The 17235-nt window shown below is 64.4% G+C and carries 2 protein-coding genes; both read right to left on the bottom strand.

What is annotated here, in order from left to right; all coding sequences use genetic code 11:
* Positions 1–11: 11 nt before the first annotated feature.
* Positions 12–15554 carry a Calx-beta domain-containing protein gene (locus C7A17_RS25980; protein ID WP_106742324.1) on the bottom strand — a complete coding sequence of 5181 codons (15543 nt, stop codon included), beginning with the start codon at positions 15552–15554 and terminating at the stop codon, positions 12–14.
* A gap of 96 nt (positions 15555–15650) precedes the next feature.
* Positions 15651–17033, bottom strand: coding sequence for a TolC family protein (locus C7A17_RS25985; protein WP_106742326.1), 1383 nt, complete (start codon positions 17031–17033; stop codon positions 15651–15653).
* Between the last annotated feature and the right edge of the window lie 202 nt (positions 17034–17235).

Raw genomic sequence — 17235 nt, forward strand, 5'->3', positions numbered from 1 at the left:
AGGGGAACGGGTTACACCGTGTAAGGCTGGATGATGTCCTGCGGCAGGCTGTGCGCGTCGGGCTGGTTGGCCAGCTCGGCGAGCGCCACCAGGCCGCTGCCATCGGTACCGCTGGACGTGTCGGCATCGTAATACAAACGCGTGACGTCGCCATTGGAGATCAGGAAGAAAGCCGCACCACTGTGCTGCCCGTTGCCCGAGATCGCCGCCTCCAGCTCGTCCAGGTGACCGTTGCTACCAGTGCCGAACTGGAACTGCCCCGGTGCGAAGCTGACTCGGTAGACGTCGGCGTTGCCCTGCCCGGCCAGTTGCGCCAGGGTCTGCATGATGTCGCCGGTGAAGGCTTGCGAGACCGAGGTCAGGCCATTCAGACCACCGAAGGCCGTCGGGTCGAAAGTCAGATGGTCGACGCCGGCCTGGAAATCCAGGATCGCGTCCATGCCATCGGTCGGCGAGGTGTAGTGGAAGCGATCCGCCCCCGCACCGCCGATCAGCACATCGGCCCCCGCGCCCCCGACCAGCAGGTCATCGCCATCTCCACCATTGAGCACATCGCTGCCGGCACCGCCGAACAGCCGGTCGTTGCCACCCAGGCCAGACAGGTTGTCGGCGCCCGACGTGCCGGTGAGCAAGTCATCGCCTGCTCCTGCCTGGTCGTCGTTGCGCAGCACCACGTCCTTGCTGATCAGCACGTACGGGCTGTTGGCCGTGGCGCGCAGCACGATGGACATCAGCTCGTCGACCTCCACGGCACGATCACCGCTGACCTGGAAGCTGAAGCTGGCCGTGGTACTGCCGGCGGCGAAGGTGACGCTGCCCGAGGGCAAGGTGCCACCGAAGTCGTCGCCATCCACGCCCTGCCCCGCACCCGGCGTGACGCTCCAGTAGAAGGTCTCGGCACTGGCCGTGGGGTTGCGTGTCACTTGGTAGGTCACCGTCTGCAGGCCGCTGTCGCCCTCCACCAGGCTGTCCGGGCCACTGATGGCCAGGCCCAGGTCGTCGTCGCGGATGGTACCGCCAAGGGTGGTGGCGCCGCCGGCGATGGCTGGATGCGTGAAGGTCAGGTTGAACGACTCGTCGCCCTCGCGCAGCGAATCGCCACGGATCGGCAAGTTGAAGATCAGCTCCGACACGCCAGCGGCCAGGGTGATGGTGCCGGTCAGCGGAATGGTGAAGTCATTGGCGTCCACCGCTCCGACGATGCTGTAGTGAATGGTCAGGGCAACGTCATCCGGCCCTGCGCGCAGGATGCGATAGGTCAGCGGCGTGGTGGTGCCCGGGGCCCCCTCCAGGCGACTGTTGTCCAGCGCCAGCACGGTCAGGGCGACGTCGTCGCTCTGGATGGTGGCACGCGCACTTCCTTGCAGCGGGTTGACGCTACTGCCGCCACCGCTGCTGGACAACTGCACGGTGAATTGTTCATCGGACTCACCGAGGTCATCACCGTTGACGGCAATCTCCAGCACCTTGCTGGTCTCGCCAGCGGCGAAATGCAGGGTACCGGTGGGTAGTACGCCACCGACGAAGTCGGCGCCGTCCGCCGGAGCCGCGCCACTGCCGGCCACCGACCAGTCGATACTGGCCGCTGACGAGGTGTCGCCGCTACGGGTGACGGTGAAGCGGAACACCGTGGTGGCGCCGCCGTTGCCCTCGGCCAGCACGCTGTCGACCACACGAATGGCGAACTGGTTGTCATCGTTGAGGATGGTGCCGCTGGCACGGTCATTGATCAGCTCGATGCCCTGCGGGTCGCTGAGCACCACCTCGAAGCCCTGATCCGGGCCGAGCACGTCATCGCCCTGCACGCGGATGACGATGTCCTTGTAGGTTTCACCATCGGCGAAGACCAGCGAGCCAGACGGCAGTACGCCACCGACGAAGCTACCTGCGTTGGCCGGATAGGTGCCGTTGCCGCGCAGCGACCAGTCGACGCTGACGCTGCCGGCGCTGTCACCGACGCGCTCCACGCGGTAGACGAACTCGGTCACCTCGCCCGTGTCGCCCTCGCGCAGGCTGTCACTGCCCAGGGCGGCGATGCTCAGGCCACGATCATCGTTGAGGATGGTGACGCTGGCCTCGCCAGTGAGGATGGTGGCGCCTTCGGCGTCACTGAGCACCACGGAGAAGGTCTCGTCCTGCTCGCCGAGGGTGTCGGCATCGACCCACACGGTGATGGTCTTGCTGGTTTCACCGACACCAAAGGCGACCACGCCACTGACGTAGACGCCGCCGAAATCTTCGGCATTGGCCGGGTTGGTGCCCGACGGCAGCACCTCCCAGAGCACGCTGGCCGGGCCGGACAGGTCACCACCGCGGGTAACGGTGAAGGTCACCGGAGTCTGCAGACCGTCGCTGCCCTCCACCACCGTGGCGGCATCAGCGCTGATCCACAGCACCGGGTCGTCGTTGAGCACCACGGCGCTGACCGGGCCGGTGGTGATGGTGGAACCGTAACTGGGGTTCTCTAGTTGCACGGCGAAGCTCTCGTCTTCCTCGCCCAGCTCGTCACCGCGCACGGCGACGGTGAAGGTCTTGCTGGTCTCGCCGTCAGCGAAGTGTACGGTGCCGCTCAGCGCGGCGAACTCGGCGTCGCTCAGCGGATGCGCGCCGATGCCGGCCGCACGCCAGTCGACGCTGGCGGTGCCCACGGCACTGCCGGTACGGTCGATACGGAAGGTGAACAGGGTCAGGCCGCTGTCGCCTTCGACCAACTCGCGGGTCACCACGCTCAGGGCCAGGCTGTCGTCGTCGTTGACGAGTGTACCGACCTGATCGTTGCCGACAATGTCGGTGTTGCCGGTCGGGTTGGACAGGTGCAGGGTGAACGACTCGTCGCCTTCGTCGAAACCGTCGCCGAGCACATGGATGTAGATGTCCTTGTGGGTTTCACCGGCGGCAAACACTACGGAGCCGGACGGCAGCACGCCACCCGGGAAGTCGGCTGCGTTGGCCGAGCCGGCTTGCACCTGCCAATCGACCGAAGTCTGACCACTGGTATCACCGCTGCGGGTCACGGTGAAATGCAGGCGCCCCGGTGTGCCGTTATCGCCCTCGTGAACCTGCGCGACGACACTGGCCAAGGTCAGGTCGATGTCGTCGTTGCGGATCACCCCAGCGGCACTGCCGGCACCTGCATCGATGGTGCTGCCAGCGCCCGGCTGGTACAGCTCGACACTGAAGTGCTCGTCGATTTCGACGTCGCGGTCGCTGCGTACCGGGATGGTCAGCACCATCTCGCTCTGCCCGTCGGCGAAGGTCAGCGTGCCGCTGGTGGCGAAGAAATCACTGACATCGGTATCGCCATGGTTGATGCGCCAGTTGACCGTAGACGTACCTTCGGTACTACCGGTACGGGTCACGGTAAAGGTCAGCGTGGTGCCTTCGACGCCATCGGCGGCGCGCGGGGCGATGGCGAATACGTCGTCATCGTTGCGAATCAGCGCGCTCACCTGCTGGTTGGCGAAGGTATGGCTGAGGCTGTCGCTCGGCGCCTGCAGGCTGACGGTGAAGCCTTCGTCGGGCTCCAGCTGATTATCACCGGCGACCCAGACGGTAATGGTCTGGCTCATCTGGCCTTCGGCGAAGGTCAGGTCGCCGAACGGCAACTGGCCGCCGAAGAAATCGTCCGCTGAAGCCGGATTGGCACCGCTGCCAGCCACGCTCCAGGCCAGGGTCGTGGCCAGGCCGCTGCCAGTACGGGTAACCAGGAACTGGTAGCCCGTGGCGCCACTGTCGCCCTCGACCGGCGTGGCGGCCACGCCGATATTCCAGTGCACGTCATCGCTGACGATGGTACCGGTGGCACTGCCGACCTTGATGTCGGAGCCAGCCGATGCATTGCCGAGCACCACCTGGAAGGTTTCGTCCGGCTCGACCGCGCGATCACCGATGACGGTGATGCTGATGGTCTGGCTGCCGGCCTCGCCCGAAGCGAAGTTCAACGTGCCGCTGGGCAGCACGCCACCAAGGAAGTCGGCAGCGTCGGCCAGCCCCTGCAGGCTCCAGTCCACGCTGGTGGCCAGGTCGAGGTTGCCACTGCGGCTGACAGTGAAGGTGTAGACGGTCTGCAGGCCATCATGGCCCTCGACGTGACGCGCATCGGTGGCCACCAGGGTCAGCGACACGTCGTCGTTAACGATAGTGGCATCGGCCGTGGCCTGGGTGAACACCACGCCATCGGTGCTGTTCAGGCTCAGGCGGAAGTCCTCGTTGGCCTCGCCGCTGTAGTCGCCGCGCACCGGCACACGGATGGTCAGCTGCTCCTGGCCGGCGGTGAAGGTCACGCTGCCGCTGGTCTGCAGGAAGTCATCCGCCGAGGCCGGATTGGCGCCAATGCCGGCCACGCTCCAGTTGATGGTCTCGGTGCCCGACAGCTTGCCGCTGCGGGTGAGCACGAAGTCGAACCAGGTGGTCTGTCCGTCATTGCCTTCGGCCTGGGCGGCCGGTGCGGCGACGTCGATCACCACGTCATCGGCGATGATCAGACCATCGGCGCTGGCCTGGCCAATCACCACACCACTGGACGGGTTGCTCAGCACCACGCTGAAACCCTCGTCGTACTCGGCCAGCACATCGCCGCGCACGTTGATGGTCAGGGTGACGCTGGCTTGCCCCGCCGGCAGCACCAGCGAACCGGAAGGTAGCACGCCCACGGCGAAGTCGCTGCCGTCCGCCGGGTGCGCGCCACTGCCGATCACGGCCCAGTCGACTGTCTTCGGCTGCTCCAGAGAACCGCTGCGAGTAATGGTGAAGGTGAACGCGGTGGTGCCGCTGTTGCCCTCGGCCTTGCTGGCGTCGGTGGCAGCAATGCTGATGCTGGCATCGTCATTGACGATGGTGCTGCTGGCGCTGCCCGTCTGGATCTGCGCGCCGACCGGGTTACCCAGCACCACCTGGAAGGCTTCGTCGCCCTCTACCAGGGTGTCGCCATTGACCAGCACGGTGATGGTCTTGCTCGACTCGCCATCGGCGAACACCAGGCTGCCGCTCGGCAGTCCAGCGTTGTCACCGAGCAGGTCGGCAGTGGCGAAATCGGCCACGCCAGCCTGCGCCGAACCCAGGCGCCAGTTGACGCTGGCACTGCCACTGGTGTCGCCGCTGCGCTGCACGGTGAAGGTGAATGCCGTGGTGCCACTGTGCCCTTCGGCCAGATCGGTCTGCCCAGCCACGATGTTGAAGGCCGCATCATCATTGAGAATGGTGCCCTCGGCGGTGGCCTGGGTGATGGTGTCGCCCGTGGTACCCGTGCCCAGGGTGATCTGCACGCTGTAGGTCTCGTCGGCCTCGGCCACGGCGTCCTGGCTGGACTGCACGCTGATGGTCTTGGTCAGCTCGCCCGGTGCGAAAACCACCGAACCGGACAGTGGGCCGCTGAGGTCGCCACTGTCGGCCGTGCCGTTGAACAGTACCTGCCAGTTGATGGTCTGGTTCTGCTCGGTGCTGTGGCTGCGGGTGATGACGAAGGTCTGCGCCTGACCTTCGTTGCTGGCACCCTGCAGCGGAGCGATGGAGAAGCTCGCATCGTCGTTGCGGATGGTGCCTTCGGCCGTGGTGCGGATCTGATCGCTGATGTCGCTGCTGAGGTTGCTCAGGGCGATGCGGAACTTCTCCACCTGCTCCGGGGTGACATCGCCGACCACGGTCACGGTGATCTGCGCAGTGGTCTGGTTGGCCGCGAAGTTCAGGGTGCCACTGGTCGCGCCCGTAAAGTCCGCGGCGTTGGTAGTGTCGTGCAGCAGCGACCAGTTCATGCTGGAAGTGCCGCTGATGACGCCAGAGCGGGTGACGGTGAAGGTCAGGGTCTGGTTGGCATCGGTCTCGGTGATCGAGGCATCGGCGATGCTGATGCCGGTGTCATCGTTGACGATGGTCAGGTCGGGGCTGTTCTGCCCGGTTACCGGGCGGTTGACGATACCGGCGCTGTTGAGGGTCTCCTCGTAGAACACCACGCGGAAGCCTTCGTTGTTCTCGACCTGGCCATCGCCGCGCACGACGATGTTGATGTTGCCGGTCATCACGCCATCGGAGAAGGTCAGTGTGCCGCTGGGCAGAACACCGCCGGAGAAATCCGCGGCATCGGCCGGGTTTGCCCCCACGCCCTCGACACGCCACTTCACCGAGCCGAAGCCAGTGTAGCCGGTGCGGTTGACCGTCAACGAATAGGTGGTGGTCTGGCCGGCATCCGCCTCGCTCTGACTGGCAGTGGTTGGCGTGGCGGTGTAACGCGTATCGCTTTCCAACAGGGTGCCGGTGACGTTCATGCTGGTGGCGCTGCTGGCACTCCAGCCATCGCTGCCGAAACGCACGGTGGAACCGGTGCTGTCGGCCGGCGCGTTGAGCCGCAGGGTGAACCCCTCGGTGTTCTCGATGATGCCATCGGCCTTGAGCAGGTCGAGCAGCGAGACGTTGTAGCTGGACGTCCCGGCAGGCAAGGTGAAGGTGCCGCTCAGGCTGACGAAGTCGGCGTTGGTGGTGCTGCCGTTGGTCAGGGTGTAACCGATGGTCAGCGCGTTATCCATGCGCCCACTGCGCACGATAGTGAAGTTGAGTGGTTGCCCCTCATAACCACTGGCGACCGGATCGGCGTTGCCAAAATAGCCGACCCACAAGCGGATATCGTCGTTCTTCAACGTGCTGCTGGCACTGCTCTGCGCCGGGTCGAGGCCGGTCGGGCCGTACTCGTCACGGTATTGCGAGCTGATGAACGGATGGTTGTAGGCATCGTTCGGCGAGATCAGCGAGAAGTTCAGCAGGGTGTCCGACTCGATCACGGTGTCACCTGGGAAGGTCACCGTGACCTGCTTGCTGGTCTCACCCGCCGCAAAGTTCACCACACCATAGGTGGTGTTGGAGTATGGCGAAGTCACCGCGGCAGCATTGCCGCCGTAGTTGCTGACCTGCGCCCCGCCGTTGCCGCCCCAGTTGATGTTATCGCCGACGATCTGCCAGGCCACGCTGCTGGCGTAATCCACGCTGCCACCGGGCTGCGCGGTACGGGTAATGGTGAAAGTGACGCTAGTGGTGCCGGTATTGCCTTCGAACACCTCGCTGGTGCTGCTGGTCACGGCGAGCAGCGCCGCCGGCTCGTCGTTCAACACCCAGCCATCCTGGTTGTAACCGAGCGAGGGCGTCTCGATGTCGCCATCGAGGTTCTGCGGGTTGCTCAGCACCATCTTCACTTCTTCGCGCCAGGTCTCGGTCAGCGTGTCGTTGACGGTGTAGAGGGTGACGGTCTTGGTCAACTCGCCATCGAGAAAGGTGAAGCTTCCGCTCAACGTGCGCGTGGCCGCATTCCAGGACAGGCCGGGGTTGTTGGCCAGGATCGCATCCATGTCCAGGTCGGCCGGATCGAGCTTGTACCAGTCGTTACGGACGTTGTTGGACTCGTTACTCGTCTCCGAGCCACCCAGGACGATTTCCCAATCCACCGAATCGCTGCCGCGCTGGTCGCCGGCGCGGGTGATGGTGAAGACCAACTCGTCGCCTTCGGTGATGCGCTCGCTACTAACATCGAAGCGGGTATCGTCGTTCTGCAACACCACATGGTTATTGATGGCGCCGCCGGGTGGGCTGGCGGTGGAACCGGCCTGGATGCTGCTCCCCGGGCTGGCCTGGTTCAGATAGAGGCGGAAGGCCTCGTCGTACTCGCCAAGGTCATCCACCTTGGTGCGGATGGTGACGTACTTCACCGACTCGCCATCGGCGAACTCCAGACGCCCGGACGGAATGGTGTCATTCCAGAAGTCGTCGGCGCTGATCGATGCATAACTGCCGACGCTGGTCTGTACCGCCCAGTCGACCCAGGCCGGGCCCGCGGTGGAGATGGTGCGATACACGGCGAAGGTGTGTTCGATGTAACCGTCGGCAGCATTGCCGCCGTCGGCGACGGTATCGCCCTCGAAACGATTGCGCCCCGTGGTGGGCGTGTCCTGAATGTAGAACTCCGCCTCGTCACGCTGGATCTCGCCGAACAGGTAGACGGTGCTCGCACTGCTGTTGTTCTGCAGTGCCGTATCGGCCGTGTAGATGCTCTGGGTACCGGTTTGCGGGGCACGCAGTTCGTCGATGCCGCTGACGTTGTTGAACTGCACCTTGAACCACTGGTCGTCCTCGACGACGTTGTCGCCACGTACGCTGATGGTCACGGTCTTGCTGGTCTCGCCATTGGCGAAGTTGACCGTGCCCGATGGTAGGGTACCACCCACGAAGTCGGCTCCGTCGGCCGAATACTCCCAGCGTCCGTTGGTGTAATCGTAGACATCCTGCCCGCTCAGGCTCCAGCTCAGGCTGGAAGCCTTGGCAGTATCGCCACTGCGGGTCAGGGTAATGGTGTAAGTGGTGGTCTCACCATCGATCTTCTCGGCCTGACGTGCCTGCGTCCACTCGATGGTGACCTGGGTATCGTCGTTGGTGATGGTGCTCTGCACGCTGCCGCTGCTGCCGATCGAGGTGCCACCGCTGGGGTTGCTCAGCACCACGTTGAAGCGCTCGTTGCCTTCGACGCTGCCGACCCCGGTGTCGCCATAGGCGTAGACGCGGAAGGTCTTGCTGGTCTCGTTCGCCAGGAAGGTCACACTGCCGAACGGGTTGAGGTTCACCGAGCCATTGGTGAAGTCGGCGGAGTTGGTATCGACATGCTGCACGGCCCAATCGACCGTGCTGGTCTGGTTCAGGTTGCCAGTGCGGGTGATGGTGTATTCGAAGAAGGCGCCGGTGCCATGACCAGCATCGCTTTCGCTACGCGACAGGGTACCGCTGATACTCAATTCGGCATCGTCGTTGCGCACCACGCCATCGGCACTGGCCGTGGCGATCTCGTTGCCGGGCGAGGCGTTCTCCAGCAGCACCCGCAGCGTTTCGTTGCTTTCGAGCTGGCTGTCGCCCGCCACGCGCAGGGTGATGGTCTTGCTGGTTTCGCCAGCCGCGAAGGTCACGGTGCCATAGGGGATGCCATCGACATCGCGCAACACACCCGCAGCCTGGGTGGCGAAGAAGTCGGCAGCGTTCACCGAGTTGGCGACGCTGGGGTCGACCCGCCAATCAACCGTACTGACCTGGCTGGTATAGCCGGCGCGGGTCACGGTAAAGGTGAATTCGACGTAGCCGCTGTTGCCCTCGCCCTTGTCGGCGGACAACGGGCTGATGCTCAGCGAGGCATCGTCGTTGGTCAGCGTCGTGGTAGCGCTGGCGGTGCCGATGCTGGCGTTCGCCGAAGGATTGGAGAGCGTCACGATGACATCCTCGTCCCCCTCGACGTTGGAGTCACCACGCACGCGGATCACCACGGTGGCGGTGCTTTGGCCATCGGCGAAGCTGAGCGTCCCGCTGGACGCCTGACCCACCCCGAGATCGCTGGCATTCAGGCCACCGGACAGCGTCCAGGTCATGTCGCGTGCGCCGCTCAGAGAGCCGCTGCGAGTGACGGTGAAGACCACGTCGCGTTCACCGCTATTGCCTTCGGCCTGGGTAGTGGCATTGGCGGCGATGCTGAAGCTGGCGTCGTCATTGACGATCTGCGTGCTGGCCGTGCCCTCGCCCGCTTCGATGGTGCCGCCGGTGGGGTTGAACAGCGACACCTGCAGCGACTCGCTGCTCTCCACGGTATTGTCGCCGCGCACGCGGATGGTGATGGTCTGGCTGGTCTGACCGGCTGCGAAGTTGACCGTGCCACTGGGCAGCCCAGCGTTGTTGCCAAGGGCATCCTGGCTGCCCTGGAAATCGCTGGCATTGACCCCCGCGGCCGGAGCCAGGCGCCACTGCACGGAGCCTGTGCCAGTGGTCACACCACTACGCGTGACGGTGAAGATGAATTCGGTGACATCCCCCGTGGCGCCTTCGTTCTGTGCAGCCGGCGCGCTGATGCTGAAGTTGGTGTCATCGTTGGTGACCAGCGTGCTGTCGCTGGCCTTGATCAGGATGCCGGCACTCGGGTTGCTCAGGGTCAGGGTGAAGGACTCGTCGGCCTCCACACGGGTATCGCCACGCAAGGTGAAGCTGACGGTCAGCTCGGACTGGCCAGGAGCGAACGTCAGGCTGCCGGTCGGCAGACCACCGATGGTGTCGGCCGCGTCGCCGCCGTTGCTGCCGGTGATCTGGTAGTCCACCGTAGCGCTCCCGGTGAGGTCGCCACTGCGTACGATGGTGTAGATCACCGTCTTGCTGCCGCTGTTGCCTTCGCTGATGCTGGCCTGCTCGGCATTCACCGAGAAACCCTGGTCGTCGTTGCGAATCACCCCAGCGGCCGTGCCATCGACCACCGCCTGCGGCGTGCCATCTTCCAGGCGGGCATTGTTCAGGATGACGGTGAAGGTTTCGTCAGCCTCCACCTGCTGGTCACCGTTGACCTGGATGGTCAGCGTCTTGCTCGCCTCGCCGGCGGCGAAGCTCAGGGTACCGCTGCTGGCAGCGAAGTCCGCGGCATTGGCGATGCCGGACAACGACCAGTCCACCAGGGCTGCCGAGCCGAGATCACCGGCGCGGGTCACGGTAAAGGTGAATGCGGTGGTGCCGCTGTGGCCTTCGGCCTTGTCGGCGGCCAGTGGGGTGATGGAGAAGCCCATGTCGTCATTGTCGATACGGGTCTCGGCACTGGCCACCGTCAATTCGGTGTTGCCATCGCGAGCCTGCAGCTCAACGCTGAAGGTTTCATCCAGCTCGATATGGCCATCACCGGCCACGCGCACGGTGATCTGCACGCTGGTCTGGCCTTCGGCAAAGGCCACGGTGCCGGATGGCAGGCCGGCATTGCCGCCGAGTGCATCCTGGCCGGTGACGAAATCAGCCAGGCTGGCGGCATCGACGCCCTGCCCGACCGCCACCTTCCAGTCGACGCTGGTGGCACGCAGGTCGCCACTGCGGGTCACGGTGAAGGTGAAGCTGCGCTCCTGACCGGCATCGCTTTCAGCGGCACTGGTCTGGTCGGCGCCGATGGACAGCGCCAGGTCATCGTTGCGCACCAGAGTGCTGGCGCTGTCGGTCAACAACTGGGTCTGGCCATGGGCCGGGTTCGAGACCGGGTTGCCCAGGGTCAGGGTGAGGGTTTCGTCGTTTTCCAGCACGGCATCACCGGCCAGGGTCAGCTCGATCACCTTGCTGGTTTCACCGGCGGCGAATTCCACCAGACCGTTGAGCGCGGTGCCGAGGACAAAGTCATCGGCCTGCAGACCGCTGGCGGCCCAGGTCACACTGACCGGGCCCGACAGGTCACCGCTACGCGTCACGGTAAAGCGCAGCACCTGGGTTTCGCCGGCCGCGCCTTCATCCACGGCGGCTTGCTCGGCCTGGATACTGATGCCGATGTCATCGGAAACGATACTGCCTTGCGCCTCGCCGACCAGAATGTCGGCATGACCACTGGCATTGCCGAGGGTCACGGTGAAGGACTCGTCGCCCTCCACGTCGCGGTCGCCGCGCACGGCGATCTGGATCACCTTGCTGGTCTCGCCCGGGGCGAAGGTGACGGTACCGGACGGCAGCACGCCGCCAACGAAGTCCGCCGCATCGACCTCACCGGACAGGCTCCAGTCGACACTGGTGGTGCCCGTAGTGACGCCGGAGCGGGTCACGGTGAATTCATGGATGACGCTGCCACTGTCACCTTCTACCAGGCCACTACGGGTGGTGGCGATGGCCAGGCCGGTGTCATCGTTGGTAATGGTCGCTGTGGCCGAGGCATTGCCCAGGCTAGCGCCCGTGGACGGGTCGTAGAGTTCGACGCGCAGGCCTTCGCTGGCCTCCAGGCGGTAGTCGCCCGCCACCTGCAGGGTGATGGTCTGGCTGGTCTGGCCGCTGGTGAAGTTGAGCGTGCCGGACGGTAGCACGCCGCCGACGAAATCGGCACCGTCCACCGGGTTGCCGCCCTCGCCGACCACACGCCAGGCCACACTGCCGCTACCACCCAGATAGCCGGTGCGATTGACCAGGAAACTCAGTTGCGCAGTCTGACCGTCACCGCCTTCGGTGACGCTGGCGGTCTGCGCCTGAATGGCGAACTGCTGGTCGTCATTGAGCAGCAGACCATTGACGCTGCCGTTACCCACAGTAGCGCCAGGATTCGGCGTGCCGAGGCTGAGCACGAAGCTCTCGTCGGCCTCCAGCTGCGAGTCGGTAGCGATGTGCAGGACGATTTCCATGCGATCGACGCCCGCGGCGAACACCAGCGTGCCACTAGGCAGCACGCCACCGACGAAATCACTGCCATCCACGCCGTTGACGGCGCCCGGGGCGAGACTCCAGGTAATGGTATCGCTGCCACTGAGGTCACCGCTGCGTTCGACTACGTAGCGCAGTTCATGGCTACCGCCACTGCCCTCCAGGCTATCGGCCTGGGACAGCAGGTTGAACACCACGTCGTCGTTGCGGATCAGACCATTGGCCGAACCGACGGAGATTTCCGCACCAGGACTGGGGTTGCTCAGCACCACCTGGAAGGTTTCGTCCAGCTCCACCAGATTGTCTGGCGACAATGGCAGGGTCACCACCAGGCTCTGTACACCGCGACCGAATTCGAGGGTGCCGTTGAAAACGGTGCCGGCGAGGAAGTCGGCGGCGTTGGCGGAGTTGGCATCGCTGCCGAACACCAGGCGCCAGTCGACACTGACGCTCTGGGTCAGATCGCCCTGGCGTTGCACGGTGAAGTTGAGCGAGCGTGGTGTGTCACTGTTGCCTTCAGCGGCTACCAGGCCGGTGCCATCGAGAGTCAGGCGTGCGTCATCGTTGATCAGGCTGCCATTGGCGCGATCCTGAATAACGGTCATACCCGGCGTGGTGCTGCTGATGACAACCTGCAACCCTTCAGTGGCCTCGTAGTGGCTGTCCGGTGTCGCGCTGAAGCGAATCACCGCACTGCTTTGACCCGGTGCGAACTCGACGGTGCCGGACGGCCAGGTGCCGCCGAAGTCGGCGGCGTCCACCGGATTGTTGCCAAAGCCCTGCACATGCCACTGCACAGTACCGGACAGCGACAGCTCACCGGTACGGGTCACCACGAACTCCAGCGGCGTGGTGCTGGTGGTGCCTTCGCGCACGTTGGCATTGCGCGCGACGATGGACACCGCCTGGTCGTCCGAGTCGATGCTGGCCAGTGCCGCACCGACGTCGATCTGGCTGTTGGCATCCTGGGCCTGCAGCGACACGGTGTAGCTCTCGGTACCCTCGATCTGGGTATCACCGTTGAGGCGCACGTAGATGACCTTGCTGCTCTCTCCGGCAGCGAACTGCACGGTGCCGCTCATGGGCTGATCGGCGGCAAAATCGTTCACGTCTGTCGGCAGCTCGCCATAGCCGGCGATCTGGTAGCCGACCTGCCCGGCACTGCTGATGTTGCCGGTACGGGTGACGATGAAGGCCTGCACACCGCCCGTGCCGTTACCCTCGACGGTCGACGGGGTCACGGCCTCGATGCTGTACACCGACTCGTCGGTGCGGATGGTGCCATAGGCTTCGCCATTGATGATCTGCACGCCAGCCGGCGGGTTGTGCAGAACGATGCCGAAGGTCTCGTCCATTTCCGCCAGGTTGTCGCCTTTGACCCACACGGTGACCAACTTCTGCGTCTCGTTGGGCGCGAAAGTGACACCACCGCTGGGCATGCCATCAGCCAGGTTGAGCAGGTTCTGCCCGGCGACGAAGTCGTTGGCGTCGGCGGCATGGGTACCCACACGGACGAAACGCCAATCGATGGTCAGGCTCTGATCTAGCAGTTCGGAACGGGTCACCATGAAGGTGATCGCCGTTTGCTGGCCCTGGCCACCTTCCATCACGTCCATGGTCACGCCACGCAGGCTGACGCCGGTGTCATCGTTGAGGATCACGGTGCTGGCACTGCCGCCGGAGACGCGTAGGTTGCTCTGCTCGCTCTGCAGGCTGACAGTCAGGGTCTTGTCGTCCTCGACCTCACGGTCGCCGCGCACGGTGAGCACGATGTCACGGCTGGTTTCGCCGGCCGCGAAATGCAGGAAGCCGCCATCGATGCCCTCGATGAGGTCTTCGGCATCGACGCCGCTGACCGACCAGCGCACCGAACCACTGCTCAGCGAATCGGTACGGGTGACGGTAAAGCTGATGGTCGTGGTAGTGCCGGTGTCGCCTTCGACGACCTGCGACTGGTTGGCACGAATCGACACCAGGCCGTCATCGTTGAGCACCGTGGTGGTAGCGTCAGCGGTGACGATGGTCAGGTTGCTGCTGGGGTTGCTCAGGCTGACCTGCAGCACCTCGTTGGGCTCGACAACGCGGTCGCCGAGCAGCGGGATGCTGATGGTCTTGCTCACCTCGCCAACGCCGAAGGTCAGGCTCCCGGAGGGCAACGGGCCACCGATGTCCGCCTCGTCCAGGCCACTGGCGGCCCAATCGAGGGTCGCCGGGGCACGACCATTGCTGCGCGTGACCACGAAGGTCAGCAACTGCTGCTCGCCCTCATCGCCCTCCAGTACCTGCAAACGCGTGGCCTGGATGCTGACGGTGGCGTCGTTGTCGAGAATCTGCACCGAGGCGCTGGACTGGCCGAGTTGGCTGCCGGCACTCGGGCTGCTCAAGGACACTACAGCGGTGCGGTCACCCTGCGCCAGATAATCACCTGGCACCTCGATGCGAATCTGCTGCTCGGTCTGGCCGTCGGCGAAAACCAGTGCGCCGCTGGGCATCGAGCCGCCGAACAGCGCCGGATCCAGACCATTGAGCGTCCACTGCACCTGAGCAGCACCGGTTGCGGAGGTGCGGCTCACGGTAAACACCAGCACCATGGTATCGCCGTCGTCGCCCTCGACCACGTCGCCACCACCACGCACGGAAAGAACCGAAGCCGGCTGGCTACTGCCAGTCGGTGGCGTGTTCTGGTTGCCGCCAGTGTCGGTGGGCAGTCCACGATCCGTCCCGGCAGACAAACTGCTGCCGATGCCGCTGTCGTCACGGAAGTTGGGAAACACACCGAGACCGCCCCCGGCCACCCCGCCAGTACCCTGCGATGCGCCACCTGGGCCAATCCCCGACGTGACGCCACCGAGCAGACCAGAACCGAAGCCGTCGAGGTTGAGCATGGCCAGTTCCGGTGGCACACCCGGCGGCAGCACACCGCTGCCACTGAGGTCACCAGTCAGTTGCGTACGCTCGGGTTGCGCCGCCACATCGCTTCGATCGATGTCCTGCCCCAGCAGGCCGGTGATTTCAGGACGATGCGTGCTGTCGAACGGGGCCGGCGCCGAAATCGACGGAGCCGGTTCCGCCATGGGCGTGAGCACATCGAGGGGCGCGCTCGTGCTTCCTTCATCGAGTCTCTGAACCTCGATGTCGGCGCTCGCCAGCCAGTTCTGTACCCAGGAAAACGCCTCGGCCGCTTCCGGCTGCGGCTGCGTGGCGCGTGCCTGTTCGGCAATGGACTGACGCAGGCTCTCGACCAACGGCACGGGAATACCGGCAGCGCGGAGCATCTGACTCATGACGGCCAGGGCCTGCTCGAGCGAGTCGATCCCGTCGGGTGCACGCCCGTTCAGGAAATCCGTGACCACCTGTACGGCACGAACCAGGGTATCGATCTGTGCACTCGTCAATTCAGCCATTGAGGCTACTCCTGCTGTTTACAGCCTGTCTTTTGGAAGCGCGAACGCACCTGGAACAGGTGCGTGCGTGTCGATGCGATTGCGATGACTCAGGACTCAATTGCTACTGGTCTGGCCCGCTGTCAGAGAAGCGACAGGCAGCACCCGCTCCGCCGGAACGATGATTCCCGGCTGACGGAAAATCCCCGGACTCAGTTGCCCCGTTGCACGCAACAGACGATAGGCGGCGATGATCTCGTCGATACCGGCGGCGGTAGCGTCGCTCTGGGCGTTGATCAGGCCGACTTCACCGTTGAGGATGTCGAGCAGCGAGCGGCGCCCCATCTCACGTTCCTTGCGGGCCAGCTCGAGGAAGCTTTCGGCGATGCGCACCTGATTGCGCAGGTGGTCGGCGCGCTCACGTGAGGTTTCCCAGGAAACCCAGGCGTTGCGGGCTTCTTCCATGGCCTGGATGCGTACGTAGTCGGCTTTCTCCTGGGCGCTGGCGACAGCCTGATCGGCGGCACGGGTGACGTAGTTGGCGCGCATGCCGAGGTCGAACTGCCAATCGAAATTGACCATGGCCTTGGTGTCGTTGCGGAACCCCGGCGTGTCGTCGTAATCCTCGTAGTGCTCCTGGCTCAGGCGGAAGGACAGGCGCGGCATGAGTTCCTTGCTGCGTGCGGCATCACGCTCGGCGAGGGTGACCTCGGCACGTTTGATGGCTGCGAGCAGATCGGGGTTCTGCTGACGCACGCTCTCGACGATGGCGGCTTCCGAAGCTGGCAGGCGATCGCCGGGAATAGCCAGTGCCTCCAGGGTGTCCGGGGCAATCGCGGATTCGCCGAAGATAACCCGATAACGGTTCAGGGATTCGCGCATGCGGCTGTCAGCCATGACTCGGCGCGCCTCGGCACCAGCCAGTTGCGACTTCGCCTGCAGCACGTCGGTCGCATAGCCACGACCGGCCTCCATGCGCGCGTTCTCCAGCGAGGTCTGCTGCTTGATGTTCTGCTCGGACTGACGCGCGTAGGACTGGGTACGCTCGGCCTGGATGACCTGGAGCTGGGCTTCGATGGCCGCCAGGATCAGGTTCTGCACTTGCAGTTCGCGCTCGGCCTCTTCCTTGACCAGAACGACCTTGGCCGCCTGGACACGCGAAGACGTGGCACCGAAGTCGGTGATCAACTGATTGAGCCCCACGCTGGCATCGACCGGATCGTAATGCCCGTCGGTGCCTTCTTCACGGTGAGTGTTTCTGCGCCCAGCGCCGGCATTCACGGTCAGTTTCGGGTAATACGCGGCCTTTTCGACATTGACCTGCTCACGAGCAGTCTCGACATCGGCGTCAACCATCCGCACCAATTGGTGTTCACGCAGGATACGATCGAGATTGGCGGCAAAACCCTGATCGGCCGAAGCATTCGCGGAGCAGAGCAGTACGCAGGCAGCGAGCAGTTCTCGCCGAGCCTGGAAGGCAGGTTTGATTCTTGAAAGCATGGGGCACACCCGTCATGGTCATCGTCATGCCGGGAGTCGCACCGGCGCCCCAATACTAGCGTTGTGCCATTTAACGAAACTGACAAAACCTGACATTTTCAGGTGATTTCCACTAACGCCTTTCGATAGCCGGGCAGGCTTGGCTAGACTTCCCAAAAGCGCCCTCTACAAAAAAGGGCCGGCGAACCTGTTCCTGGATGTA

The sequence above is a fragment of the Pseudomonas mendocina genome (assembly GCF_003008615.1).
In the GTDB taxonomy this organism is placed as follows: Bacteria; Pseudomonadota; Gammaproteobacteria; order Pseudomonadales; family Pseudomonadaceae; genus Aquipseudomonas; species Aquipseudomonas mendocina_C.

Excerpts from the sequence above, each read along its gene's own strand:
- C7A17_RS25980 (WP_106742324.1), bottom strand. The coding sequence starts at position 15,554 with ATGGCTGAATTGACGAGTGCACAGATCGATACCCTGGTTCGTGCCGTA.
- C7A17_RS25985 (WP_106742326.1), bottom strand. The coding sequence starts at position 17,033 with ATGCTTTCAAGAATCAAACCTGCCTTCCAGGCTCGGCGAGAACTGCTC.